18 protein-coding genes and 1 rRNA gene are annotated in these 24,727 nt (G+C 48.4%); 1 reads left to right on the forward strand and 18 read right to left on the reverse strand.

The annotated features are described in order from the left end of the window. Positions 1-75, forward strand: a 5S ribosomal RNA gene (rrf, locus tag AYY16_RS21845); the annotation flags it as partial. Between the two features lie 496 nt (positions 76-571). On the opposite strand, the gene AYY16_RS18265 is transcribed toward rrf, so the two are convergent. From AYY16_RS18265 to tssB, 18 genes are all read right to left on the reverse strand, one after another. After that, complete coding sequence (locus AYY16_RS18265; RefSeq protein ID WP_150384542.1) at positions 572-3,604, reverse strand: autotransporter family protein; 3,033 nt, start codon at positions 3,602-3,604, stop codon at positions 572-574. 363 nt (positions 3,605-3,967) lie between these two features. Then, on the reverse strand, positions 3,968-4,387 hold the full coding sequence (gene umoC, locus AYY16_RS18270; RefSeq protein WP_067370019.1) for a lysozyme inhibitor LprI family protein: 420 nt from the start codon (positions 4,385-4,387) through the stop codon (positions 3,968-3,970). Positions 4,388-4,548: 161 nt separating this feature from the next. Continuing rightward, entirely contained in the window at positions 4,549-4,902 is a 354-nt protein-coding gene (locus AYY16_RS18275; protein ID WP_067370022.1) for a DUF6277 family protein, read from the reverse strand. Positions 4,903-4,922: 20 nt separating this feature from the next. Beyond that, complete coding sequence (gene tssM / locus AYY16_RS18280; RefSeq protein ID WP_067370025.1) at positions 4,923-8,396, reverse strand: type VI secretion system membrane subunit TssM; 3,474 nt, start codon at positions 8,394-8,396, stop codon at positions 4,923-4,925. Positions 8,397-8,441: 45 nt separating this feature from the next. Next, positions 8,442-10,019 carry a type IVB secretion system protein IcmH/DotU gene (icmH, locus tag AYY16_RS18285; protein WP_067370028.1) on the reverse strand — a complete coding sequence of 526 codons (1,578 nt, stop codon included), beginning with the start codon at positions 10,017-10,019 and terminating at the stop codon, positions 8,442-8,444. Then, positions 10,016-11,371: a type VI secretion system baseplate subunit TssK gene (gene tssK / locus AYY16_RS18290; protein WP_067370031.1), complete on the reverse strand. Its 1,356-nt coding sequence runs from the start codon at positions 11,369-11,371 to the stop codon at positions 10,016-10,018. The genes icmH and tssK overlap by 4 nt, the downstream gene beginning before the upstream one ends. 35 nt (positions 11,372-11,406) lie before the next feature. Further along, positions 11,407-11,916 (reverse strand): type VI secretion system lipoprotein TssJ, encoded by a 510-nt coding sequence (gene tssJ / locus AYY16_RS18295; RefSeq protein ID WP_082970806.1) that lies wholly within the window; start codon positions 11,914-11,916, stop codon positions 11,407-11,409. Next, positions 11,909-12,271: a PAAR-like domain-containing protein gene (locus tag AYY16_RS18300; RefSeq protein ID WP_067370038.1), complete on the reverse strand. Its 363-nt coding sequence runs from the start codon at positions 12,269-12,271 to the stop codon at positions 11,909-11,911. The genes tssJ and AYY16_RS18300 overlap by 8 nt, the downstream gene beginning before the upstream one ends. Positions 12,272-12,275: 4 nt before the next feature. Then, positions 12,276-12,869, reverse strand: coding sequence for a DUF3540 domain-containing protein (locus AYY16_RS18305; RefSeq protein ID WP_082970807.1), 594 nt, complete (start codon positions 12,867-12,869; stop codon positions 12,276-12,278). Next, a complete protein-coding gene (locus AYY16_RS18310; RefSeq protein WP_082970808.1) occupies positions 12,862-13,968 on the reverse strand; it encodes a pentapeptide repeat-containing protein in 1,107 nt (368 codons plus the stop codon). Before AYY16_RS18310 ends, AYY16_RS18305 begins: the two co-directional genes overlap by 8 nt. A gap of 9 nt (positions 13,969-13,977) precedes the next feature. Continuing rightward, a complete protein-coding gene (locus tag AYY16_RS18315) occupies positions 13,978-16,191 on the reverse strand; it encodes a DUF2169 family type VI secretion system accessory protein (RefSeq protein WP_150384543.1) in 2,214 nt (737 codons plus the stop codon). 9 nt (positions 16,192-16,200) lie between these two features. Next, complete coding sequence (gene vgrG / locus AYY16_RS18320; RefSeq protein ID WP_067370047.1) at positions 16,201-18,549, reverse strand: type VI secretion system tip protein VgrG; 2,349 nt, start codon at positions 18,547-18,549, stop codon at positions 16,201-16,203. A 42-nt stretch (positions 18,550-18,591) separates the two neighbouring features. Further along, the gene (gene tssG / locus AYY16_RS18325) at positions 18,592-19,566 is read right to left on the reverse strand and encodes a type VI secretion system baseplate subunit TssG (protein WP_223861109.1); all 975 of its coding nucleotides are present in this window, start codon (positions 19,564-19,566) and stop codon (positions 18,592-18,594) included. Continuing rightward, positions 19,556-21,403: a type VI secretion system baseplate subunit TssF gene (gene tssF / locus AYY16_RS18330; RefSeq protein WP_067370054.1), complete on the reverse strand. Its 1,848-nt coding sequence runs from the start codon at positions 21,401-21,403 to the stop codon at positions 19,556-19,558. The genes tssG and tssF overlap by 11 nt, the downstream gene beginning before the upstream one ends. A 35-nt stretch (positions 21,404-21,438) precedes the next feature. Then, a complete protein-coding gene (gene tssE / locus AYY16_RS18335; protein WP_067370055.1) occupies positions 21,439-21,882 on the reverse strand; it encodes a type VI secretion system baseplate subunit TssE in 444 nt (147 codons plus the stop codon). Between the two features lie 107 nt (positions 21,883-21,989). Continuing rightward, the gene (locus AYY16_RS18340; protein ID WP_067370058.1) at positions 21,990-22,508 is read right to left on the reverse strand and encodes an Hcp family type VI secretion system effector; all 519 of its coding nucleotides are present in this window, start codon (positions 22,506-22,508) and stop codon (positions 21,990-21,992) included. Positions 22,509-22,650: 142 nt separating this feature from the next. Continuing rightward, a complete protein-coding gene (gene tssC, locus AYY16_RS18345) occupies positions 22,651-24,165 on the reverse strand; it encodes a type VI secretion system contractile sheath large subunit (protein ID WP_067370060.1) in 1,515 nt (504 codons plus the stop codon). Beyond that, positions 24,162-24,719 (reverse strand): type VI secretion system contractile sheath small subunit, encoded by a 558-nt coding sequence (gene tssB, locus AYY16_RS18350; protein WP_067370062.1) that lies wholly within the window; start codon positions 24,717-24,719, stop codon positions 24,162-24,164. Before tssB ends, tssC begins: the two co-directional genes overlap by 4 nt. Positions 24,720-24,727 lie beyond the last annotated feature (8 nt).

A 24,727-nucleotide genomic window follows, 5' to 3' on the forward strand; every position in this document is an offset into this window, starting at 1 on the left:
GAACTCAGAAGTGAAACGCCGTAGCGCCGATGGTAGTGTGGGGTCTCCCCATGTGAGAGTAGGGAACCGCCAGGTTATTATTTAAGCCGAGAAGCCACCCTTTGGGTGGCTTTTTTGCGTTTGGGCGAAAAAGCAATCAACAATCAGCCTGAATGCAATAAAATTACTGAATAAACAACACCACCGCCATTTTTTACCTGCCTGATATCCCCCGGTTATCCTCCTCCTTACCTGATGCAGTGAACCCCGACACTATCCATAAATGAAACAACGGTTTCTATTTTGCGCTGCTGACGGTAAATTAAATACCTGCGGGGTAATGACAGATATAAAAACAGATAATTTATTGAATGGATAAGTATAGTATTCAGTTAGTAATGTCCGGAGAAGATAAAAGAATATGGCACCGGAGTGCCATATCATTATATCATTATATCATTATATCATTATATCATTATATCATTATATCATTATATCATTATATCATTATATCATTATATCATTATATCATTATATCATTATATCATTATATCATTATATCATTATATCATTATATCATTATGTCATTATATTACCATTTATAGGTGATCCCGAGCTGGCCACCTAAGTTGCTGTAATCCATATTTCCTTTTTCGCCCTGAACTTCAGCGCGGATTAAAATATTGTCATTCATATTTGCCTGTAAACCTAAGCTCATCCCGACAGCCGATTTCGGCATTTTATCTTTAGCGCGATCAGCGCCAAACTGTATTGTCTGACTGTCCGGATAGCGCAAATAATTCAGCTCGGTGAATGGACGGAATATCACACCGGATTCAGCTTTGATATCCCCGGCCAGACGCGCACCAATACGGGTAGTAAACTGTGACTCATCATCCCAGACCACTTTGTCCTTATTAGCCTTACGTGTATAGTCGCTGGTTGAGGATTTAGACCAGATAATCTGAGCTTGCGGTTGCACTGTCCAGCGAACATTCTCTGCTTCATAAATCGGTTGGCTGTAACCGGCTTCGACAGATAATGAGAGATTGCCTGAATTGTATTTATCTTTGTCCTGACCGCTGCCGCTGACTTCGTTACGGCTCCATCCCTGAAGCAACCATGTATCGACGTACGCACCGGCCGCACTTTGCGGATCCTGCTGCCAGGTTGCATAAGTCCCTATATTATAACTGTTTACATCACCGTTTCCGTTGCGTGTGGAGACGTTCCCTTTTGCATCCTGTGAGCTTACGGTTATTTTACTGGACGCCTTGCCGATGAGTGCCATTGCACCTAATGTGATGCGGCTGTTATTGCTGAAGTTGTGGCGGTAAACATCACTGCCTAAATGCAGCACCTGTGTATTTGTTTTACGTTTGTCACCGAACTCATCTTTAAACGAGCTGGTATCTGCAACAATCCGCGCCCAGGCTACCGGTGAACCATCAGTATCATCTGCATTAATACGGGAGCCAGCTCTGTCCTGCCACTTATGGCGTTGCATGTCCCGTGCTGCCTGTGCGTTGGCAAAATACATGCTGATTTCCGGCGGACGTATGACTTTCGGCGGGAGAATAGGAGGTACAATTTCATCTTTTTTCTTGAGAGAAGTCAGATACCAATTACTTTCATTTTTACTTATATCGGCACCGCGGGTCAGTGTGTATTCATATGCACCCGATACAATGGTACCGTAGCCCTGACGATAACCATCTGAGCCACCATCGATATGGAAAGCGTCTGTTGTGGTTGTTGCTTTCGGACCGCCGAAACCACTGTTGTCGGCGGCATCAACAATCAGTATCCCATTTTTTGTTAATGCGCCTTCGCCACCGGCTTTACGGAAACGCAGCCCGGTCTGACCAGTAGCAGATTCATTGACTAATACCTGATCAGATTTTGAATCATCCCCGGCAAAGACCGTCCACAATTCAATCACCCCGTTTTTTGAGGTGAGTGTATCAACCTCCAGCCGGTTGAATGCGTCATTAACCGGTTTCAGCATTCTGACCAGACTGTTATCGAGATGCAGTTCATTCATAGTGGAAAGCGCCCCGAATGACCAGGTCGTATTATTGGCGAGGGTAATACTTGAATGACCGCTTCCCGGAAATCCACCCTGTGATTGTATCCGCCCGGATAATTGGCTGTTATCGGCGGTGAAATTTACTTCCACATTCGGGCCACCGCGCAGCAGCATATTATCTGTGGCAAGGGTCGAGTTTTTAATATTGATATTATTTGCGGGAAGATCTTCAACATTACCAATACTGATGATGTAATCAGTAGCTTTGATGAGAGAGTTTTCAACATTCAGTGTGCCGGATAGCATACCAACCGCAGAGGCTTTATTTCCGGTTATATCAAACTGGCTGTTTTTTAAATTAACGACCGTTTTTTCCTGATGTAACCGGATCCCTTCTCCTCCGGCTGAGTTGCTGGTTAATTTAACATTGTCTGCATTAACTTTTGCTCCGCTGTCAGCATAAATACCAATCATCCCGGATGGGGAATTATCAAGAGAGTCATTAATTCTGACGTTATTAAGTTCAGCAAGCGTGCCTTCGTCGCGGACGGCCACGGCGGCGAAGCTAAATCCGGCACTGCCGCCGGGTCCGCCTTTTAAATTGATATCGACATCATTTGCTTCTATTATTCCGCCTTTGCGTGCCAGTAAACCAAACCGACTGCTGTTACGGTTAATGACGGAATGGTTAAGTACTACTTTTGCGGATTGTTTAGCGGAATCACCTGTACCGATGGCTTCAACACCTGTTGATGACGAATTAATAGTGCTGTCTGAAATTTTCAGTGTTGTATTTTCACCGGATGCTTCGATAGTCGGCTGATCCGTCTTTGTTGTGGTGATATTTAAATTATTAAAATCACCTTGTGCGCCTTTACCTATAACTAAAGCAAGATAGCGACTATTAATGGTTATGTTTTTTCCGGTCACCGTTGTTTGTTTTGTTTTATCGGCACTGCTGTTTCCGATAATATCCAGACCAATACGACCTTCTGTGCCCCCTACAGGGGTAGTGGTATAAAGATATTCTTTTAAGATATAATCGAAATCCTCGGGGGTATATTTGATAGTAATATCGGAAAGATCGACCTTACTTTGACCACCGGCAGAATTATCGATTACTATTGCGGTTTCCAGTGCAGAGATATGACTATTTTTTAGTGTAAGATTGCCGTTATTAACCTGTATACCATTCTGATTTGAATAAACACCGACACTATCCGCATTAAAATAAGGGCTGGCTGTACTACTGCCTGAGCCTAATATAATTGAGGCGGTATCACTGTTGTTTGATGCGAATGCAAAAATATTATTATACTGAATTTTTTCTTCCCGGTTACCGTTATCACCAAGGTCGATTCCACCATTATCTGTAATAAATAATGCATAATTTTCATCAACAGCCGCTCGTTCATCATTAACAATCCATAGTTCAGTACCTGAGGTTGTATTACTTACCTCAATGGGTATTCCGCTGAATACTTCATTAAACGGACCGAATGGACCGGTGATGCCAGAATGTGCCTGGGTTGATATACCTAATCCAATAATGACGGATGCAGAAAGAAAACTGCGTTTTAGAATAAAATTCTTCATACCGGTATTCTCCAATATTTATGGCCGGCCATAAATTTATATAAGAAAGGTGGACAGAATTTAAAAAGTACTAAAGAGACTTCTGATTACATTTATAATGAGTTAATTATATACCATAAGGTAAATTCACTTAGCTGGATATACAAAGATTATGTTTATTTTGTCTGAAATATGTTTAGAAATTATGAAACGGAAATAAATATTGCATAGTGGTTGATTGTGTTTATTTTATTTCGGATATGCTCTAATGAGATGATTAAATCAGAGATGAATGGGATGGTTCAGGATAGGGTATAAGATAATTGTTACAATAAATAATAAGGATGAACAGAATAATAGTACCCGGTTCACCCTATGTAAGATTTATTCGGCCTGAAGCTGCTGAATACGCCATTCGGTTAGTTCAACCTGACACGCTTTCATAAAATCACCGGCACCACTGCCACCAAGCGCTGCATCATACCGGCGCTGACATTCTGTATCACGGAATGTGGTAAAGGCTGTTTGTGATGCATTCAGTGACTTAATCGCTTTTTTGCTTCCTGCTGATTTCAGTGATGCTAAGTTATCTTTTTCCTGCTTCACCACACTTTTCAACTGAGTATCAGCCGTATTGAATTTTGCCGTTAAGCAACCGGCAAGTTCTGTCCTCGGGGCATCACCAATCGACTCATAGCACTGTTCCAGCGGGTTTGTTATTTTTTCGCCGGCAATTGACGCGGCAGAAAACGTAAAACCTAAGCCGATGAAACCGGAGATAATAACGGTACGAAGGTATGTCATACGGATCCTTAATATAAGTGATGTAAAAAAAATATTTTCAGCAGGAGAGTAGCATGTACAGCGTATTTAAATGTAAATCCCTATCTGAAACGGATATTTTCCGGATGATGTTATTGGCATAAAAAAACCGGGTATTCCCCGGTTTTCTGACTGAGTGAGTTTTAAATTTTGGGTAACTTATCGAACATAGCTTTCATTTCTTCCGGGAAGCCGGATGAGAGTGATGTCCGTAAATCTTTCATTGCAGTATCAAAATCTTTAGGGCGTTCTGCCTGCTGCATTTTTTGATGAGCATCGATATTGTCCTGTAACCCGTCAAACATTTTGCTCATTTCCTGCATCATCTGACTACAGGACTGATTAACATTTTTTAGTATGGATCGGGATGCGTCTGATCCTGACATGCTCATTTTTTCAATCCCTTCCATAAACGGTTTTTGTAATTCTGATGTGGCATCATTTCCTGATTCGGTACTAAAATTCAGTACCGATTGTAAGTTTTTCGGATCTAACATAATGGTTGTCCTTTTCTCTGTCAGATATTGCCCGGGCAGGAGAACTGTTTTAACGCCCGTGACCACAACGGATAATCCTTCATTGTTGAATTCAGTTCGACAATAAAGAATCCTTTCACCGCACTCATAGCGATAGTGAGCTGACGGCTGTTACTGCTTAGTTGCACAGGATTACCGGCGTCATACATACGGAAAAGCGCCCAGGGTCCGTCGAAACTGACGGTTTCCACCCGTCCGTCCTGTGTTTTAAATGTCAATCGTACATAGATGCCGCCTTTGGGCCCCGGCCAGTTAATTTTGACCGGCTCCTGATAGCCGTGGCTGTAGCGGATAATTTGTCCGTCAATATCCAGAACGGCTTCTAAAATTGAAGGTGACAGGGATACCGGGCGGATTATCATGGACATGGACATTTCGCCGGCAGGATTAAAGAAAGCGTCACGGATCCTTGCCGCATTTTCAAATGACACCACTGTTCTGGCGGATACCACTCCCCGGCTGCCTGCATGAATTTGCCATGGCGCTGTGCCGGTATTGACGTATGCCGCAAGATTTTCATCAAAAAATACCTGGATAGCACCACCGCGCCCGAACATCCTCGTGAAATCACCTATTCCGGCCTCTTCACGGGCATTCCGGTTAAACGGGTAGCGGCCACTGATGGTCGTTCTGCATGAATCAGAGGCAATAGAGGAGGCCCCGCGGCTCAGGTTTTCTTTGCTTTTTTGCAGGCTCTGTTGTTCACCGGTGGACAGTAAATCCATCATGACACTGCGGACCGGTTCCGGCTGGCGTGCCATATCATCGCGTAGCCTGCTGATTTCACTGTTCTGCGGTAAAATTTTCCCGGCCCGCAGAGATGCCGAGACGGTCGCCAGCTTACTGTAAACCTGGTCTGAAACACTGAACAGCGGGTCATTACTGCCCGCGGTAGCAGACTGACGCAAACGGTGCAGGGCTTCAAAACGGGCTTCCAGATTTTTTTCCGGTGTTGTTCCGGTCGCCCGTTCATTACTGATCCCGTCAAGCAGTGAGCGCCGGGTTTGTGTGAGGCGGTTTTCCTGCTGCGCGAACCAACCGGATACATCTTCCCTGCTTTCTCTGCTCAGCATGGTTTCATTGATGGCAAACTGCACTAAATTTGTCAGCGGGGATGAGGGTTCAGAGAACTGTCGTGCCAATTGTGCGGCATCATCGAGATCACTGATCGGACGTACCCGGATATCACCCAGGAAGCGATCCCACTGATTTGCATATTCAGATAAATATGCATTCAGTGCTTCGGCTGCGAGTGTCTGTATTGCCTCCTGTGTGCCGGGGTCATTGCGTTTTTCCTGACCGTCACGTAATACCCAGTTTTCTTCGCGGATCATGTCAGTTGCGGCTTCCTGCAACTGCGGTAAAAACACATCTCTGTAACCGGCACGGGTATAGAAACCCGGAACGGCTGTATCTGTCACGGTATTGGTACTTTTGCGGCGAAGCATTAGTGACACACTGGGACCGGCGGCATCTGCCAGTGATATGTTGCGGATGGATGCCGGTAGCGGTTTATCTTTGATGCGGTTAACAACACGAAGGTGTATCGGTGTTTTCATTGAATTGACCCGGGCGATACGGAGCAGCTCACTGTTCATTTTTGCCGCAGGTGCGGTAGATGAGGTATCGCTGAATAATTCATGCAGATGATAACGGAACAACCGGCGGTCACTCTCGGTATAGCCCTGTACCGCATAGTTATCCCAGCGGATCATAAACCAGTCTTCCAGCGCCTGCGGTTCCCTGTATGACGGATAGACCATCATCAGATAGACTTTCAGCGTGTCATACACATCGGCATCGCCGTTGAGTGCGCCCTGTTTCAGCTCATTGGCGATATAGTTTTCAACCGCCGGCCAGAAACTTTTATACAGGTGACGCCGGTATGTCTGCGCCATCGCATTACTTAACAGCGTATGTTCAAAATAGGGCGTCATAAGGGGCGGAGAACTCTCCAGAAACTGGGTATTGATGTAACCCAGTTGCTCATACGCAGCAATCAGATCGTCGTTGATTTGGCTGGTCACCGGGATATCCCGGACAATGCGTTTCGTTTCCTCAAAACGGGCCGTCGCGTAAGAGATAAAATCGGATTCCCAGAAATAACGTGATGAAAGCAGCAAAAGTAACGCCAGCAAACTAACCACCGCAAGACTGTAGCGGCCTGCGGCAAAAATTTTACTGCGCAGCGGCCGGTAACGGGCTGTATGTAACACACCGCGTTCAGTGATTGCCTGAGTGAGTGCCGGGAGATACATAGCACCGGACTGGCGCTCATCAAATAGCCCGTCAGCCTCCGGGTCATACAAGGTTTCGCGGGGCATCAGTGATGTGGTACTGCCCAGCCATAACTGGCGCAGACATCCGGTGTACCCTGTGACAGAGGCCGGGAAAATCTGCTCCAGAAAGGAGAATAACGGTTTGCGTAATGCACCGAGAGATTCAATGAAAAGCAGCAACTGGTGGCGTAACCCGTCATCGGGCACATTGTGCAGCATTTCGAGTATGTAGTTACTGACTCTGACCTGTAATCCGTGGTAAGCGTCTTCATCATCAATGAAATTATTGCGGTGATCATCCGTACATTTCAGATTGATACCCAGACCCCCGTTCAGCAGGTTGTCATCCACTATATTCAGAAATGCTTCGCCGCCGGGAAGGTGATCAATATTATTGAGCAATAAATAGACCGGTATATCAGACTGAAATATGGATGCCATTTCCAAAATCCGGATACGCAATGTATCCGCCAGTGATTTTCGTTCAGTCAGCGGCGCGTACAGAAGGGTGCTGACATCCGCACACAGAATGATCCCGTCAATTCCCGGGTAACGGCGGTGTTTACGGATGAGTGAGAACAGTTTTTGCCGCGCAAATCCGGCGTCATCACTCTGTCCGTGTAACTGTACCCATTCTCCGGCCGTATCGATCCAGACCGCCCGTTCGGTCAGCCACCAGTTACAATCTTGCGTAGGTCCGATATCAGTGGTACGTGCCAGCCCGTATTGTTCAGACAGTAAAAACTGCTCGCCGCTGTCATAGATAACGGATGTTTTGCCGCATCCGGGAGGACCCATCACTACAAACCAGGGTTTTTCATTGATGTATTCGCGGCTGAGATGAATTTTCATCCGCTGCTGTCGTGTTTTTTTACCGGCTAAACAGATAAATTGCAGTGTCCGGACTGCATCGGTAAAGCGGGCGGTAACGCGATCAAGCTGTATAATTTTCTTTCTGGGTTTTGGCAGCGGTGTACGGAGAAAACGAAATATCCGGCTGAAGAAAAAGGCCATAAACGGCCACAGTGCCCAGAACAGAATAATACCGATAATTATCTGACGCACTAATACACCCGCCAACGGGTAAAACGTCCCGATAGCCACTATCGGACCGACCCACCAAATGGCATAGCAGACAATCAATGCGATGATGAGAATAAGAAATCGTCTGATCATAATACGTCCTTGTATACAATTACTTCATCCGGCCGGGATGGCCGGTTATTCAGCCAAATCGCTGTTATCATTATCACCGGCAGAAGGATAGGTCACATCCGTCAGCGTTGCAGGTGCGCCGCTTCCCTGATAGCCCTGCATTGCCTGTTCTGCATCACGTTTACCGATTTTCCATAAAATATCGACACGGCGGTTACGTTTGCGTCCATCATCCGTTGTGTTATCTGCGATAGGCTCATTTTCCCCTCTGCCGAGCGCGGTAATTTCCCGGTTATGTGTCTCATTGATTGTGGTATTTGTCCGCAGAATATCTGCCACAACGACCGCGCGGTTTTCCGAGAGTTTCAGATTATTATTGACCGATGTTTTGCGGAATGGTGTGCCATCCGTATGACCGATGACTTCCAAATCACCGGGCCACGGCGCCAGTGCCGCACCTAAGCGTTCAATATTACGTTTGCTGAGAAAGTCTTCTGTTAACTCCGATTTTCCGGTCAGAAAGGCGCCGTCAGAGGTGAAGATAAGCAACCAGCCGCGCGGATCTTTACGGACTTCGAGCCAGCCTTCACTCAGAATTTGGGTTAACGGGTTCGGCAGAGTTTCCATGATATTAATTTTGCGTGGCTCAGGTGGTACCCAGGCGAGTATATCGTTACGGATTTGACGCGCCTGCTCATGGAGATACCAGGCTGAAATACCGTAAGCAATAACAGCAATAATCAGACCGGATATTAATATCCTTAACGCAGTAATAAACCGGCGTCGTTGCGGACGGACAGTTTCAGCCGTTACATCTGACAGGTACTCTGTCGTATTCTGCATATAAAGCAGGTTGCTGAGATGATTGCGCAGATCCATTAACAGTACCGGCCCACGCTCCAGCATTCTGTATTTTCCCTCAAAGCCCATCGAGAGAATAAAGTAATAGAATTCAAGAATATCCCGGTTGTCTGACGGGTTGGTAATATAGCTTTTCAGATGCTCAAAACAGTTCTCACCGCCCCAGGCATCTTTATGAAATTCCACCAGCAGGCTCAGGCCGGTGGTTTCCTCTTTCAGCAGGTCATTGAACAGCCCGTCGGTATAGGTGCAGATAAGATAAGATAAATGATTAATTTCTTCCGGCGGAAACCCTTGTTTACGCAGGTCATTGCGGAAAAATTCCAGTTTGCGCACAATTTGCAGACGCGCGTAAACAAAGTCAGTTTGTGGCTCGTTACGGAACCATTCGACCTGTAAAAGCAGTGGCATCCCCGCTGAAATATAGGGGTTATGCCAGATACCGGACAAGGCACCGCTTTGTTCTGCCGGGCGCCGTCCCTGCCTGCCTGCCGGGTGCTGTGCCGGACGCAGAGGCGGGATCGGATTATGTTTTTCATATTCCCGGGTATGGCGGAGAGCGGTATCAGGCGGATCTTCATTTGCAGCGGGGATCCCCGGCATCTCCTCATCCGGAAAATGGCTGTTTCCTGATCCCCGCATACCGGCGGGTATAATCGCACCTAATGACGCGACGGTACTTTTAGCCTGCCATAACGGGTTGGTTATTGAATGTTCGGCCCGTTTCACGCCGGTACGGGCCGTGGATATTGCATTTCTTATTTGGCGTTCGAATTCATTCATCCTACTCTCCCCTGACGTAAGCCCCATGCCTCAAAACGTAATCCCGGAAAATCCCCCACAATACTCAGCGCCGCTGCACTTCCGGACAGCATGTCCCGGTACATCGGGTCGGCATTATCCACTTCAAAATAGATGCTGTTCGGGTAATACGGGATGTGCCGTGGCGGTGACGGCATGGGTGTAATTCGTACACCGGGTAATTGTAAATCGATAAGCTGGACGATTTTTTCCACCGGAGCCAGTTTGGTCTGAGCCGGGAAGGTGGTCCGCATTGTGTCACCGGGAAGTTCTGCGCTGACGATAAAGATCAGTTTTTCCAGGCGCAGCTGCGGATCGTTTTGATACAGATAAATATTATCCCCGCGCTCAACAAACGGCAGTGCGATAGCCGGTGCTTCAATGACCAGTGACAATGCGCGCCGCAGGGCTGCGAACAGGGAAAAATACGCATTTTGTGGTTCATTGTGTGAATAATGAAATTGCTGGTGGAGTGATGTATTTTCCTTTCCGGGGATAATACTCAGCCGCCCGAGCAGACCGAGAAGTGTGAAAAACAGCCTCTCCGGATGAACCTGCGGCTGCGCGAGCAGATGCGCCAGGCGCAGGTGATATTCACTGAGTGTTTGCAGTAACAGTAGTTCCAGTAATTCAGTCAGACCGCCGGTGGTGAGCGGAACATCCGGGCGGTAAACACTTTCGAGCCGCTGTACCATTAAACCGAGCAGCTCTGTTACGGCATTTTTAAGCCAGCCGAAGGCACGGAAGTCCAGCATCGGCGGCAGGAATTTATCATCCAGGATAAGTCGTCCGTCACGGGTGCGCTCAACAATACGGGCGACAGGCAGAAGTGATTCCGCATCACTGATTGCACTTCTCAGGTTCAGATGTGTCCGGAGAGAGCCTAACTGTAATGTGGCCACCAGCGGCGTTCCCTCAGAGGCCAGACCGGCATTGCGATCACGGACATCCGCATTGAGCACACTGAAACGGCTGTGACTTTTTGCCTGTGACAGGTCGATAAAGGTATTGCCCGGCATGTCCATCAGGACAGAAAGACACACTATCTGCCCCTGGCTATCCGGACCGGGATCGAACGGAATGGGCAGCGGATCATTATTACCCAAATCGAACGGAGTGCCGTCAGGAAATATCCCTTTGGTGCGCACCAGCGATATTTTACCCTGATCGAGTAAACCGCTGTCGATATGGATCTGATGGAATCCCCATGCCAGCGCATCTGTACTGCGGATACGCATATCTGTAAAGTGTTCGAGATAACGCTCCTGCTGCTGAAAATGCTGTGGTTCCATCAGCATTCCTTCAACCCAGGCTACACGCTGTTTAAGTAACATATCAGTGTCCTCAGCTTTTCGCTAAAAAGTGGTTTTCAGGGCTTTCCTGAAACGGGCGCATTCATTTGTGTCAGGCTGCGCTCACTTACCACTGCAACAACATTTAAATTTTTATTAACTTCTGTATTGATCAGAACAGTATTTTTATTTTGACCGGGGATCTGAAATTCGGCGGCAACAATAAGCCAGCGGGCAGCCTCCCGGGGGATCTCAAATGAATACAGGCGCGATTCACCCGGCGACAAAATATGTTGCACCTGACTGACTACAACACTATCTGCGGCGACCTCTTCACACGGCGCGTTCCGGTAAAGCCCGGGCGGCAGCCAGTCATCTTTTTTTATTTCAAAAACACAGACTTTGACGGGGAAAGAGCGCCCCATTTTGTCGGTATTAAGTCTTTGCGCTGCATCAATGCGCAAATTTACAGTCCGGTCTGCCGGTGGCGGTTCCGGCGGTTCCGGCCAGATCAGGGCGCAGCCGCTGCAAACCAGCATGATGGTTACAACGGTAATATGGCGCGTCCATCTGCAAAATTCAGGCATTGATAAAGTACTTTGTCTGACTCGGGGCAATTTGTGTTGCCGCGGTATTGCAGTTATTGCTCATGCTCATATCACCTAACCGTGTGGCCGGACTCCCCTGGATAAAATATTTTCCTGAGCCCTGAACCGGGTTCATCTGAGCTGAGTTTGTCCCGGTTGCCCCGATAACAATTCCGGCAGAGATGGTTGATACACGAACAGACATTAAATTCTGCTCGTTGCCGCCACAGCAGAAGTAGTTGAATACATTAGGAACACCGGTTGCATTCGGTGCGGTATTCGGACCCGGTACAGGGATCATCGGTTCGCATCCGGCAAAGGCTATTCCGCCTGCGCGGGTATTTGCAGCTGTCATGTTATTACCCCATATGAACCTGGCCGCCATCGATCCTGAGGACGGCACGTGATGTGATAGCGCCGATTTCATTATCCAGAACCATACTTTTTTCAGCATGCATGGCAATGTGACCGGCTTGTGTGATATCAAGGTTTTCCACTTTTTTGTGGGCATTCTCCGCACTGACAAACAGTGAGCCTGCTATCTGGCGGAGTGTCTGAGCTACCCATTTTGATGTGTGTGATATCAGTGAAAAACGGGTGGTTTTGATGGTGACGCACTCCTTTCCTTCCAGTGACAGCGACGGCGCAATGATGTGCAGCGGACTGTTTTGTGTGCTGATCGTCAGAGGTGTGCCGGCCGATTTACGTTCCAGAACCGACAGTACATAGGCCTGTCCGCTCTGTATCATGGCGCAGACCAGATCGCCGTCTTCCGGTGCGATAAGGCATCCGGCGGCAATGCTGACACTGAGATAAGGATGTGATTGCAAACTGAGCACGCCTGCGTTGCCGGTGAGTATCCGGGTGGCTGTAATGGCGGGCATATCCGGTTCCGGAAAATGGCGGATATCAGATACGGCCGGTGCATCAGTATGATGTGTTGTCTCAAACATAGCGGCTGGCTCCTGGTGTTGACCGGGAAAACCCGGCAGTGTCTTTTATGCCCGGCTGGTGGCGGGCATACCATAAATCGATAGCGGTCAGCAGGGGTTCATCTGTGTTTTGTCCCGGATTAATCAATCCGGTTTCAGCACCATGCAGACGGGTTTTTTGCACAAGTGCCGTGTGCAGAGGTGTATTTTTCAACTGACAGAAACGCATATCCGTCCGTGTCAGACCGGTATCATCCAGCATGCAGTTATTGAGTGAGGCGCGGACAAAATTAGCGGATGTCAGGATGGCGTTACTTAAATCGCACTGATGTAATCCGGTATCCGTAAATTGGGCGCAGGTCAGTTGTGCACCGGTCAGTGAACAATCATGAAGAGTCCCCTGATTAAATTGGGCGTAATTCAGATTGCTGCCGTCCAGACGGCACTGCTCCAGACGGGATTTGGCAAATCCGGCAGAGGATAAATTAATTTCCCGCAGATCAGTCCGGTTCAGCCGGCATTCCTGCCAGACCATGATGTCACAGGTATTACCGGTAAAATGACCGTCTGTGAGTGTACTGTTACCTGCAACCAGACGGGTGATTGCCGCAGCGGTACAATGAAACTGCGCGATGGTGCATCCGAACCAGTTACTGTCCTGTAACTGCCCCTCCTGCATAAACCAGCCGGTAATTTCGCAGTCATTTGCTGACCAGTAACTGAGATTGACGTTTTTCCATACACTGTCACTGATGGTGCAGGCGGATACCAGGCAGCGCTCTGCCTGACAATTTTCTGTCATCAGTAACCGCAGGTTTGTCTGTTGAAATGAGACATTCAGCAGACCGCTCTCTTTCAGCATAATGGTGTCAATTTCACACTCATGGAATGTGCAGGTATTGAGCAGACTCCGGTTCAGTGAAATAGCTGAAAATGTACAGCGGTGAAAGTGCAGTTGCTGCGCCTGCATCCGGTCTAATGTCAGGTAACTGAAATGACAGTCAGTAAAATGCAGTTGTGAAAGCGCTTCATTGTTCAGTTGCAGGTTACTGATCGTCTTACCGGCAATTGATTTTACGGGCTGTAATGACCTGATGTGTTTTTCTGTTTTGTTCATCATGAACTCCTGTCAGGCCGTCAGCCGGAAGCGGCGGGGCAGCAGATGGACGCCGTCCATCAAACATAAATCGAAGTGAGTGCCGGAATTGGCGTAGGTCATGGCAAGGTTTGCTCCGGCAAAGTTGCACTGCTTAAATGTGGTATCGCGGAGATCGGCGTTATACAACATGGCCTGTTGCAGGCTGCTTTTGATAAAAGAGGCGTGAATAACGATGGCATCTTTTAAACGCAGTCCTGCCATATCGCAGGCGGTAAAAACAGCACCGGTCAGGTCACTGCCGTCGGCGCAGGTTTCGGTCAGTTCACAATGGGTAAAGCGGCAGTTGCGTAATCCGGCATTACTGAATCCGGTCTTATTCAGACGGCAATCCGTGAAGCTGCTGCCGGAAAAATCCGCATCCTGACCTGAGGTGATACTGTCCAGTGAGCTGCCGGTAAACTGACTCTCTGTCCAGTTTCCGCCGGTGACCGAACTCTTCGTCAGTGTGCTGCCGGTAAACTGTATATGTGATGCTTCATTTTTATCGGCAATACAGGATGTCAGTGTGCTGTGCCGGAAAACAGTATGTGCAAGGCTGACGGCAGAGAGCATGACGCCATCAATCTCACACTCTGTAAAACCGGCATGGTTAATCTGAGTATCATTGACCAGACATTGTGACCAGCGGCATTTCGCCAGCACAGTTTTATTCAGTACACAGTCATCCAGTGTCACTTTTTCCCAGAGTGTGCCGGTAAAGCAGCTCCGGCTCAGGTCGGTAAGCTGAAAGCAGCCGCCGGTAAGTTGTGTATCGGTTATGGCGGCATCAGTAAACAGGCAGGAGGTAAATTTGCAGTGCTCAAAGCCGCATTGCAGCAGTTGTGCCTCACTGAAATCACACTGACTGAAATTACAGTATTTAAAGGTTTTTCCCTGCAATACGGCTTTTGCAAAAGAGGTATGGTTAATATCCCGGTGTTCGCTAACCGGTTCATTTTCCTGCCAGGTTCCGGTTATTTGTTTGCGCAATATGTTTATATCCGGAACCGCCGGTGTTTGTGCCGTTGCCGGTTGCGGGGCGGCGAAATACGGTTGCTGATGTTGTTTATGGAGCGCGATGGCGTTTTCGATATCCTGATAAAATTCATCTGCATCCTGCTTTGTCAGCGGACGGGCATTATAACGCTGAGAATCAGGGTGCTCTGCCATGTCCCTGATCACATTGAACATCATATTCTCCGGCATCAGTTCCCTGTCACGGAGAAATTCAAAGTTAGCCGTATCGTTCTGACTGCGCCGGTTATACACCTGTTGATAATGACCGGAATCCCGCTCTGCACCGTCAGTATCCAGCGCGGTCAGCAGTGTGACGGCGGGGGTGGCAAATAAATGCGGAACAGGGATGCTGCCGGTAAAAATCATCAGGCACAGGTCGTCATCCGGTAACAACCATAACGTTTTTTTCTCTAAGGTTATCTCTTCAAGAGCTGCTGCGTCTTCTGTCTGAATAAACGCCCTGGCGCGGACAGACGGAAAATGCCCGGAAATCACATTGTTATCCGGTCTGAATCCGTGTAATTCAAAGGGAATGTCACGCGGCCATTGTGATGCGGCTAACCACTGTGACGGCGGAGCCATCTGAAAATAACGGCGATCAACGGACGGCGGTAATCCCGGAAACCAGCTTTCCCGATACTGCTTATCTGCCATGATCGGCGCAATAGCATCCAGATGTTTGCGGCGGACATAGAAATCCGGCGGAACCGGTGACGGGGCGGCCAGAAACTGATAAGGATCAGGCCGTCCATCGGCCCGGGCCTCCGTCAGAAGCGGTTCCTGCCCACTGCGGCGATCATTACCCAACGGGTTCTCTTTGCAGCTTTTACCGCCGGGTGCCCGGGGATGATCCATCGCTGCCCGGGTAAACAATTCGCCCTCAATCCGCCACGCACGGCTGAGTGATCCTACTTTGACCGCCACATCCAGTTCCGTCAGAGGCTGACCGGTTCCGGCATGTCCGGCAAGGATATATTCAGCGTGCGGTTTCGGTTCAGCGGTATCTAACATACGAAATGAAAGAGGGGCAGACTTCCATGCCTGCCAAATCTGTGCTTCAGTCACAAAATGGTCGGGAGCAGATAAATAACTGCCCGCGACCACACTGATACCTGACCGGCACTCCCTGCCAATCTGATAACTGTTTCTGAGTACAGCAAGTTGCTGAGGACGAATAATACGCATCATGCCTTCCTTTTAATTTTTACTCTGCATTCCGACCGTTTTCAGGTCGACACCGGTTTGTGAATACCCTACGCCGGTATAGCTGAAGGAGAATCCGGTGACACTGATATCAGAACCCTTGCTGGATACAGAGCTTCCGGTCGTGGAGACAGAACTGCCGGTTGCAGAAACACTGCTGCCGGTTGCGGAAACGCTGCTGCCTGTTGTCGATACACTGCTGCCGGTGGTACTGACACTACTGCCGGTGGTACCGACACTACTGCCGGTGGTGCTGACACTGCTGCCGGTGGTGCTGGTGCTGCTGCCGGTTGTACTGACACTGACTCCTGTAGTCGATGTACTGCTTCCGGTACAACTGACACTGGTCCCCGTGTGTGAAACGCTGCTGCCGGTGGAACTGTGGCTTTCTCCGGTTTTGGATGTGCTGCATCCGGTCATGCTGCTGCTCATACCGGTCATGCTATGAGAGCTGCCGGTCATTGAATTACTTGTTCCTGTAAATGAGGAGCTGGAACCTGTGCGTGAACTACTGACGCCGGTTGAGGAATCACTGCTGCCGGTAAATGAGGTGGATCGCCCGGTAAATGACGTGCTGATACCGGTAAATGAGGTGCTGACACCGGTAAATGAGGTACCGGTACCGGTCAGTGAGACACTGGATCCGGTCATGCCGACACTCTGACCGGTCAGGCTGACACTCACGCCGGTGGCACTAAAATTAAAACCGGTAAAAGAGAAATTGCTGTCTTTATAAGAGACGTGATTTTTAAACCAGTCTGTCACCGTGCGCTTCACGACTTCATAGCTGTCCTGTCCGACCGTTGACGCGGAATTACGCTCAACCGTGCGCTGCATGTCCCGCTCGGCATGAACCATCACCCGCTCGTTATAGCGCTTGTCATCAAAGGTAATCTGGCTGGCATGTTGCGGCATACCGTTACGTAATGAACGGGATACCAGACCTGAATAGTTAATATGCTCCGGTAACTGATACGGCGGCGGGTTTTCGCCGTTATACACAATGCCGGTCACCATTGGTCTGTCCAGGTCGCCATCAATGTAGGTCACCAGAACTTCCTGACCAACACGGGGCATCGCCAGCACTCCCCAGCCTTTGCCTGCCCATGCCTGTACCACCCGTATCCAGCAGGAGCTGTCTTCTTCGGTGGTTTTGTAACGATCCCAGTGAAAATGCACACGGATACGCGCATATTTATCGGTATGTACTTCAGAATCCGGCGCACCAACAACGGTGGCACTCTGAATTCCGGGCAATTGCGGGCGGGGTGTCAGGCATCCGGGGCGGTAAATTTCATCATCATTCAGCGCCCGGAACCGGCAGGTCACACTGCGTCCGCGACTACTGCTGTCTGGTCCGTCCTGAAGGAAAGTGTAATCACATCCGAGTAATTTAAATCCCCGGTTGCGGGTTGAGTCGGGGTGTTGGTTCAGTTCAAACGAATGACCGATTTTCAGACCGGTTGCATTACTTTCACCCTGCAATATCTGGTTTTCACAGCGGATAGCTTCCAGGCGCAGACGGGCGATAATTTCCCCCTGTTGCACATCATCATAACCGGCGGCATAGTCATACCATTCCAGCGGAACGCCCTGTAAATGTGCGCGTTTTTCTTCAGCCTGTGTTTGTAATGAATGGCGGGGTTTGAGAAAGTCAAAGTCACGCAATACCACTTCACTTGAGTGGATCCGCCGGTTCCGGCGGATGCGCTGGATACCTTCACGGATAGCCCGGTGCTCTTCGCTGTCCGGTAAGAAACTCAGGGTTTCATAACCGTCGCGAAGTGGTGCGAATTGCTGGCGATCGGTGATGACCATAACATCCTGTCCTTCGCTGTGATCGATGTAATACCAGATCCCGGCATCTTCCATCAGGCGGCTGACAAAATTGAAGTCACTTTCACCAAACTGTACGCAATACTCTTTTTCCGGATAGACAGTCTCTGTTTCAATACGGTAATTTGCCACACTGTAACGGGAAAAAATTTCTTTGATAATGGCGAGAACATTGCAGTTCTGGAAGATCCGACAGTTGCGGTTCTGCATTAAGAACCATAGCCAGGTCCGCAACTCTAACTGATAGACAAATTGATCCTGATGCTGCCCTTCATCTCCCCCGGCAACAACATAGGTTGAAAAAGTACGGCTGCCGCCCAAATCGGGAAGCTCAACAGAAACGGTCACTTTTTCACCCAGCAGAGAGCCGACATCCAAATCCGCATCGGCAACCTGAAATGTCAGATGATAGACCGGGTCCTGTGAAAGATGCTCTTGCGTGGTAAAACTGAGCGGAAATGCATCTGTACCGGTCAGCTTTTCATTGTCAATTTCAATCAGTGGCATAACACTCATCCTTACGTTTAGTCGTGTGTTGTGTTAATCGCATCAGGCTGCTGTTGTGAAAAGAGACTGGATACGGATGGTGCCGTCAGGTTTTAACCAGCCGCTGCGCCCGAGTTTGCTGTGACCCATGTGACCTGCCATATCCGCAGATGTCCGGATAAGTAATTTCACATCCAGCACACGGCGGTGTGAGACAAAATCATTACAGATGGCAACCAGCGCTTTCAAGCGCTCACTGTCCCGCTGAAACAAGTGATATTCCCTGATACCGACCGGGCCTATCCGGACAGACAAGCTGTGTTCAATATCAAAAAAACGTTTACCGACACGGGTTTTGCCAAGCCTTCCCATACGCTGATTCGTCGTATTATGCGGATCATCAATCCACATTCCCTGATGTGCCTGTATGCGGACAGGAACAGAAAAATAGTGAGTAAGAACAGACTGAAGATTTGTCAGTATGCTGCGCCCGGGCAGGTAACAGGCGGGAAATGCCTGCCTGACCCGGTGTATATGCTGACCGACAGATAGTACCGGCGTTATCCCGGCTATCTGATCCAGGCGCTGCTGAAATGCGTTGCGGCTGCTTTTGTCATGACCTGCAGCAACATGCAACTGTGACCATGCCCGGTAAGAAAACAGCGCCAGCCGGCGGCTTATTAATGATGAAAAATCCTGAAAAGCATGACTGCGGCGGGCGAGCAGTTCAGTACGTGCATGTTCTGTTATATGAATAGGCAGCGGACCATAAGGCGCAAACATGCCGAAGTGGCGGCACCAGATGGTCAGTTCGGTCTGTTTACTCACCGGATTGACGGACTGGCGGATATCTGCGACTTCCCGTGGCGCAAAACTGGTATCCGCTGTCTGAATTATCCGCAGACGGCAGGGATTTTCTCCGTCTGTAACACCATCAGCCGCTAATCCGGGGCTGGCCTGTGCTATCCGGCGTAATAATTCAAAAAAATCCTGACGGGCACTGAGCCCGGCGACAGGAACAAACATATCAGCAGCCACCGGTCGGCTCCCATTGTGCAAGTGGTTCACCGTCAATATTGAGTTGCATACGCAGGGTTTGCCCCAGTTCACAATATTCTGCCAGCGCATGATGGAGGATCCGGGCGAACAGCCAGGCGCCTTTGTCACTGTGATGATTTCCCCGTAAATCAACGGTAATTTCAGCGCCGCGGCTCCATGCGATCGGACCGGGCAGCGGATTACATTCAAAACGGTGAGTGACATAAGATTGGCGCAGACTTTCGATACGCCGCTGCTGACGGCTGTCATCCTGCGGGCAGAACAGAGAAAGCCACTCTTTGAGCAGCACGGTATTATCCGGAAAATCCGGCAGGGCGTAGCGCAGCGGATTAACGGACAGAAGTTGCAGGACTTTCCAGGCGTCTGCGCTGCCCGGCACACCCTGCGGACGGGACGGCGCCCGTAGTATTTCTGCCGGTCCGACCGGCAGTGCGCTGTCTAACTGGATGCGGGGCTGCTGTAAACGGGACGGATCGAGATACCGGTCACAGACCATCGCGTCGATACTCAGGGATTTAATACTGTCCGGCATGAAATTTACCGGTCCGGCTGAGAGTGAGATAAACAGGCTGTCTCTTGGCATCACCGGTGCATTATCATATTTTTCATCGGTGATGCGGCGTACACGGCGCAGGCTGTAACCGGCGGATACCGGGGGTTCATCAAATTTGGTATAACCGTGAAGCGGGGAGAATGGCACATATCCCTTATCGGCCAGTAATCCGTCCACACTCAGCAGGTGATGAATTTCATATAAGCCCGGATTGAGCTGATCAACAATGATCGGGTACTCGGTATGCTCTCCGTTGATCAGAACCGGGCTACAGCGGCGGCGTGATAAATTAATCACCGGTGTGGCAAACAGCCGGAAATCAGTTGCCCTGACATTGTCGGTTAATTTAACCGGCGTTTTATTCAGGACAAAAATAAGATTAAATTCCGTGCATTTATCACCGGCCTGTAAAAAAGGATTCAGACCATGAAGTTCAATGCTGAAAAAACGGGAAGGTGCGGCAAAGTATTCGCGAAGCAAACGGCTGCCCGGCAATTCACCGGTGACTGCCGGTAACAGGGCATCCTCAGGCTGTAATCCGCCCTGACGGATGTGTGTCGGATCAAGCACAAGCATAAACGGTGTTTTATCATCATTTTTGCTCCATAAAATGACCCGCAGAGTATCGTTTTGTATTGCGGCCAGTAATTGGTTGGCGTGAACAATATCACCGGCAAAAGTCAGTACCATCGGTGAAAAATTCAGTTCTGATAACGCAACCACACCTTGTGTATTCAGATTCAGTGAAATATGGGCTTTGCCATCCTGCATACATTGCAGCACAGATTGCGGCAGCCTGGCGGACGGCGTAGTTGCACATTCGGCGCTGTCAATAATAAGCGGCTGAATATTAAGGTCTTTTCCTGTGGTGAACGTGGCGTGCTTATGACCGAGAGAGGGATCATGCAGGCTCAGTTTACTGCCCCGCGGCAAGGTGACATTGGCATGCCACTGAGGGGAGGTCAGATCAGGCTCCAGCGCAATGGTGGCAATGGATGGCAGCGGGGTAAACCAGAACGGTGCCAGCCGGTTTATCATCTGGATGGCAACTTCCGGTTGCTCATTATTAAGGCGCTCATGCACGCGCGCACTGAGGAAAGCCGTACCTTCCAGTAAACGTTCGACAAAAGGATCCAGAACGCCATCGGGCATCATGCCGAGGTACTGTGCAACCTGGGGATTGGCTTTGGCAAATAACATGCCGTCCTCCCGCAGGAAGCGTAACTCCTCGTTATATAATGTCAGGAAACGTTCGCTTAACATAATGACATCCTGTCCCTTTGTTTATTGTTTACGGGTCAGATAACCCGGACACTTCCGTATGAGTAATCAAGCGCGATACGTAAATTCACCGTGTGCTCTTCATCCGGTAAATTGGTTTTGGCATAAATATCGAAGAGCAGCGCCAGGGTCCATGTCTCATTCTTATTAACGAACGGGGTAACCCGGATTGAACGCGGATCGAGCCTGGGTTCAAATGTGGCAATAATCTGCTGTATCCGTTTTGCCAGTATTATCGGGTCAGTATTTACCGGTACTTTTGAACTTAATGTCGGTAATCCGTAATTGATTACCGAGGTAATACAATGTGTATTTTTATCTAATACTAATGAAGCGCTGTGTGCTGCATCATTTAATAATAATTCAATATCACGTAATAAAACTTCCCGCCACTGAGGTAAATGTATTCTTCGCCTGTTCAGGCTTAATTTATCAAAAAGCATTGGCGTTGATGATTTCATTTCATTGTTTCCGGGAATGGAAAGCCACACCACAATACATTATTTAATCCGCTGAAGTCCATTGAGTAAATAATAATTGTGATATGGTTTTCCGGTCCGACAGTTAATTAAATACGGGCATTTGCTTTCAGGTCATAGCCTGCTTTAATTACAGCACCCATAGAACCATCATTTTTCTGTTCTTTGTATTCAATTTCAATACGGGCAAAGTTAAGACTGATAATATCCGTTGGCAAAACGGTATCTGTATCCACTTTAGTCATTGGATCCAGTGGCATATTACCGACCGTTTTGAAGGCGGATACCAGGCAGTTACTGAACGTCACTGTCATGAAATCCTGCTGTCCGTTACCTGATTTACGGCAAACGAGTTTCGCCTGAGGAATATGTTCCCCGGTTGCACACATCAGAAATAATTTTGGTGATGCTTTATTGCTGATCATGCGGAATTCAAAGTCTTTCATTTCAACTTTACCGGAACCACCACCACTGCCAAATCCCCAGCGGCCGGCATTTTCTTCGGACCACTGCCAGGCCTGAAGCTGGATCCAGCCACCATATTGCTGATCCGGAGATTCACCTTCGACACCTTCAATTTTTAAAAAATAATCGACTAATGCTGTCATTTATTAGCTCCTGAATTGATATTAAGATAATTTGCATATATTTCGGATATAAAACACAGATATAGCTTTCTCGTCCATGAGAATAGGGCTCCTGATATTAAAAATAGTGGTAATACTAATTCGTGCTCAGCATAAAAATCAGTTATTTATTATTTTCTTTACTTGATGGTAATTTAGAAACTAAACGTAATGAAACGGTCATTCCTTCGAGCTGATAATGCGGGCGTAAATAAAAATGCGCTTTATAAAAACCCGGATCATCTTCAACATCTTCAACATGAACTTCCGCTGCGGCTAACGGCCGTTTTGCTTTTGTTGCTTCAGTGGAAATTGTCGGATCGCCGTCCACATATTTCATCAGCCAGTCATTAAGCCAAATTTGCATGTCGTCCCTAGAGCGGAAAGAACCAATTTTATCGCGCACAATACATTTGAGATAATGTGCAAAACGGCAGGTGGCAAAAATATAAGGCAGGCGTGCCGATAGTTTCGCATTTGCTGTTGCATCCGGATCTTCATAAATAACCGGTTTATGCAATGTACAGGAGCCGATAAAGGCAGCAAAATCAGAATGCTTACGATAGACCAGAGGCAGGAACCCTGCATTGGATAATTCATTTTCACGGCGATCTGAAATGGCAATTTCTGTCGGACAGGTAAGCTCGTATCCGCCTTCATCAGACGGGAAGGCGTAAGCCGGTAGCTCTTCCACCGAACCGCCGGACTCTATGCCGCGGATACGTGAACACCAGCCGTATTCACTGAATGCCCGGTTAATATTAACGCCCATGGCATACGCCGCATTTGTCCAGTTGAAATCATTGACATCGTATGGATTAACCACTTCTTCAAAGGCGAAATCTTCGATGGGATTGGTTTTTTCACCATAAGGAAGACGTGACAGAAAGCGCGGCATTGTCATGACCAGATAGCGGGAATCATTACTGTCCCGCAAACGCCGCCATGGTGCATATTCCGGGGTGGTGAAAATTTTACCGATATCACGCGGGTTACCCAGTTCCTGCCAGTTATTCATTTGCATGATAGATGGTGCGGCAGACGAAATAAACGGGCAATGCGCGGCGGCTGCAATTTTGGAAATCTCTGTCAGTAAAGAGACACTCTGGTTGCTGTGATCAAATTCATAATCGCCAATGATACAACCGAACGGCTCACCACCGAACTGACCATATTCCTGCTCATAAACGGCTTTAAAAATCGGGCTTTGATCCCAGGCTGCTCCCCGGTAGCGCCGCAGTGTTTTTGATAACTCATCCTTACTGATATTCAGAACACGAATTTTCAGTGTTTCATTCACATCAGTATTATCGACAAGATAACCCAGCCCGCGCCATGACGATTCCAGTTTCTGAAATTCCCCGTTATGCAGTATCCGGTTCATCTGAGCTGATAATTTTTCATCAATTTCCGCCACCAGAGATTCGATGGTCAGTACCACATCGCGGCTGACTTTTACTTTGCCGTGGTTAGCATATTCAGCAAGGGTATGAATTGCACTGCGGACCGCCGTGGAGGCTTCCGTTGTACTCGGTCTGAACGAGCGCTGTAAAAGAAGATCTAATTCACTCTGTTCACCGGGTGCTGTGGCAGTATTTTGTTCTGCAACGTTTGCACTGTAGCTTGTTTGATTGCTCACTCGTCATTCTCCCCGTCCGGGTCTGCAATATTCTGCCCGACGGCAGCAACAGTCCCTTTTGCATCATTGGCCAGACGGATTAAGAAATCCGGCTGTTCCAGTAATTGGCGGATAACATCTTCCGCACTGGATTTACCGTCCATATAGGTAATTAAATCAGTCAGATGCGTTCGCGCTTCCAGCAATTTTTTCATCTGAGGTACTCTGGCGGCAATCGCACCGGGCTGAAAGTCCTCCATGGATTCGAACTCCAGTTCAATATCCAGAAGCTCATCCTTATCTTCGCTGAGCATGTTCTCGACATAGAAAGCAAGACGGGGACGGATAGCCCGCATCCGTGAGTCAAAGTTATCCTGATCAAATGTCAGAAACTGGCGCTCTTCAACGGCCGGCAGCGGCACTGAACGATGTCCCGATAAATCAGTCATAACGCCGGTTACAAACGGAAGCTCTACTTTTTTTTGTGAACCGTAAATTTCAACGTCATATTCAATCTGAACACGGGGGGCATTATTTCTGCCGATAAATTTCTGGGAGCTGATATCTTTGGCCATCTCACAAT

Origin of the sequence: Morganella psychrotolerans, assembly GCF_001676155.1 — a bacterium.
In the GTDB taxonomy this organism is placed as follows: Bacteria; Pseudomonadota; Gammaproteobacteria; order Enterobacterales; family Enterobacteriaceae; genus Morganella; species Morganella psychrotolerans.

Excerpts from the sequence above, each read along its gene's own strand:
- AYY16_RS18265 (WP_150384542.1), bottom strand. The coding sequence starts at position 3,604 with ATGAAGAATTTTATTCTAAAACGCAGTTTTCTTTCTGCATCCGTCATT.
- umoC (WP_067370019.1), bottom strand. The coding sequence starts at position 4,387 with ATGACATACCTTCGTACCGTTATTATCTCCGGTTTCATCGGCTTAGGT.
- AYY16_RS18275 (WP_067370022.1), bottom strand. The coding sequence starts at position 4,902 with ATGTTAGATCCGAAAAACTTACAATCGGTACTGAATTTTAGTACCGAA.
- tssM (WP_067370025.1), bottom strand. The coding sequence starts at position 8,396 with ATGATCAGACGATTTCTTATTCTCATCATCGCATTGATTGTCTGCTAT.
- icmH (WP_067370028.1), bottom strand. The coding sequence starts at position 10,019 with ATGAATGAATTCGAACGCCAAATAAGAAATGCAATATCCACGGCCCGT.
- tssK (WP_067370031.1), bottom strand. The coding sequence starts at position 11,371 with ATGTTACTTAAACAGCGTGTAGCCTGGGTTGAAGGAATGCTGATGGAA.
- tssJ (WP_082970806.1), bottom strand. The coding sequence starts at position 11,916 with ATGCCTGAATTTTGCAGATGGACGCGCCATATTACCGTTGTAACCATC.
- AYY16_RS18300 (WP_067370038.1), bottom strand. The coding sequence starts at position 12,271 with ATGACAGCTGCAAATACCCGCGCAGGCGGAATAGCCTTTGCCGGATGC.
- AYY16_RS18305 (WP_082970807.1), bottom strand. The coding sequence starts at position 12,869 with ATGTTTGAGACAACACATCATACTGATGCACCGGCCGTATCTGATATC.
- AYY16_RS18310 (WP_082970808.1), bottom strand. The coding sequence starts at position 13,968 with ATGATGAACAAAACAGAAAAACACATCAGGTCATTACAGCCCGTAAAA.
- AYY16_RS18315 (WP_150384543.1), bottom strand. The coding sequence starts at position 16,191 with ATGATGCGTATTATTCGTCCTCAGCAACTTGCTGTACTCAGAAACAGT.
- vgrG (WP_067370047.1), bottom strand. The coding sequence starts at position 18,549 with ATGCCACTGATTGAAATTGACAATGAAAAGCTGACCGGTACAGATGCA.
- tssF (WP_067370054.1), bottom strand. The coding sequence starts at position 21,403 with ATGTTAAGCGAACGTTTCCTGACATTATATAACGAGGAGTTACGCTTC.
- tssE (WP_067370055.1), bottom strand. The coding sequence starts at position 21,882 with ATGAAATCATCAACGCCAATGCTTTTTGATAAATTAAGCCTGAACAGG.
- AYY16_RS18340 (WP_067370058.1), bottom strand. The coding sequence starts at position 22,508 with ATGACAGCATTAGTCGATTATTTTTTAAAAATTGAAGGTGTCGAAGGT.
- tssB (WP_067370062.1), bottom strand. The coding sequence starts at position 24,719 with ATGGCCAAAGATATCAGCTCCCAGAAATTTATCGGCAGAAATAATGCC.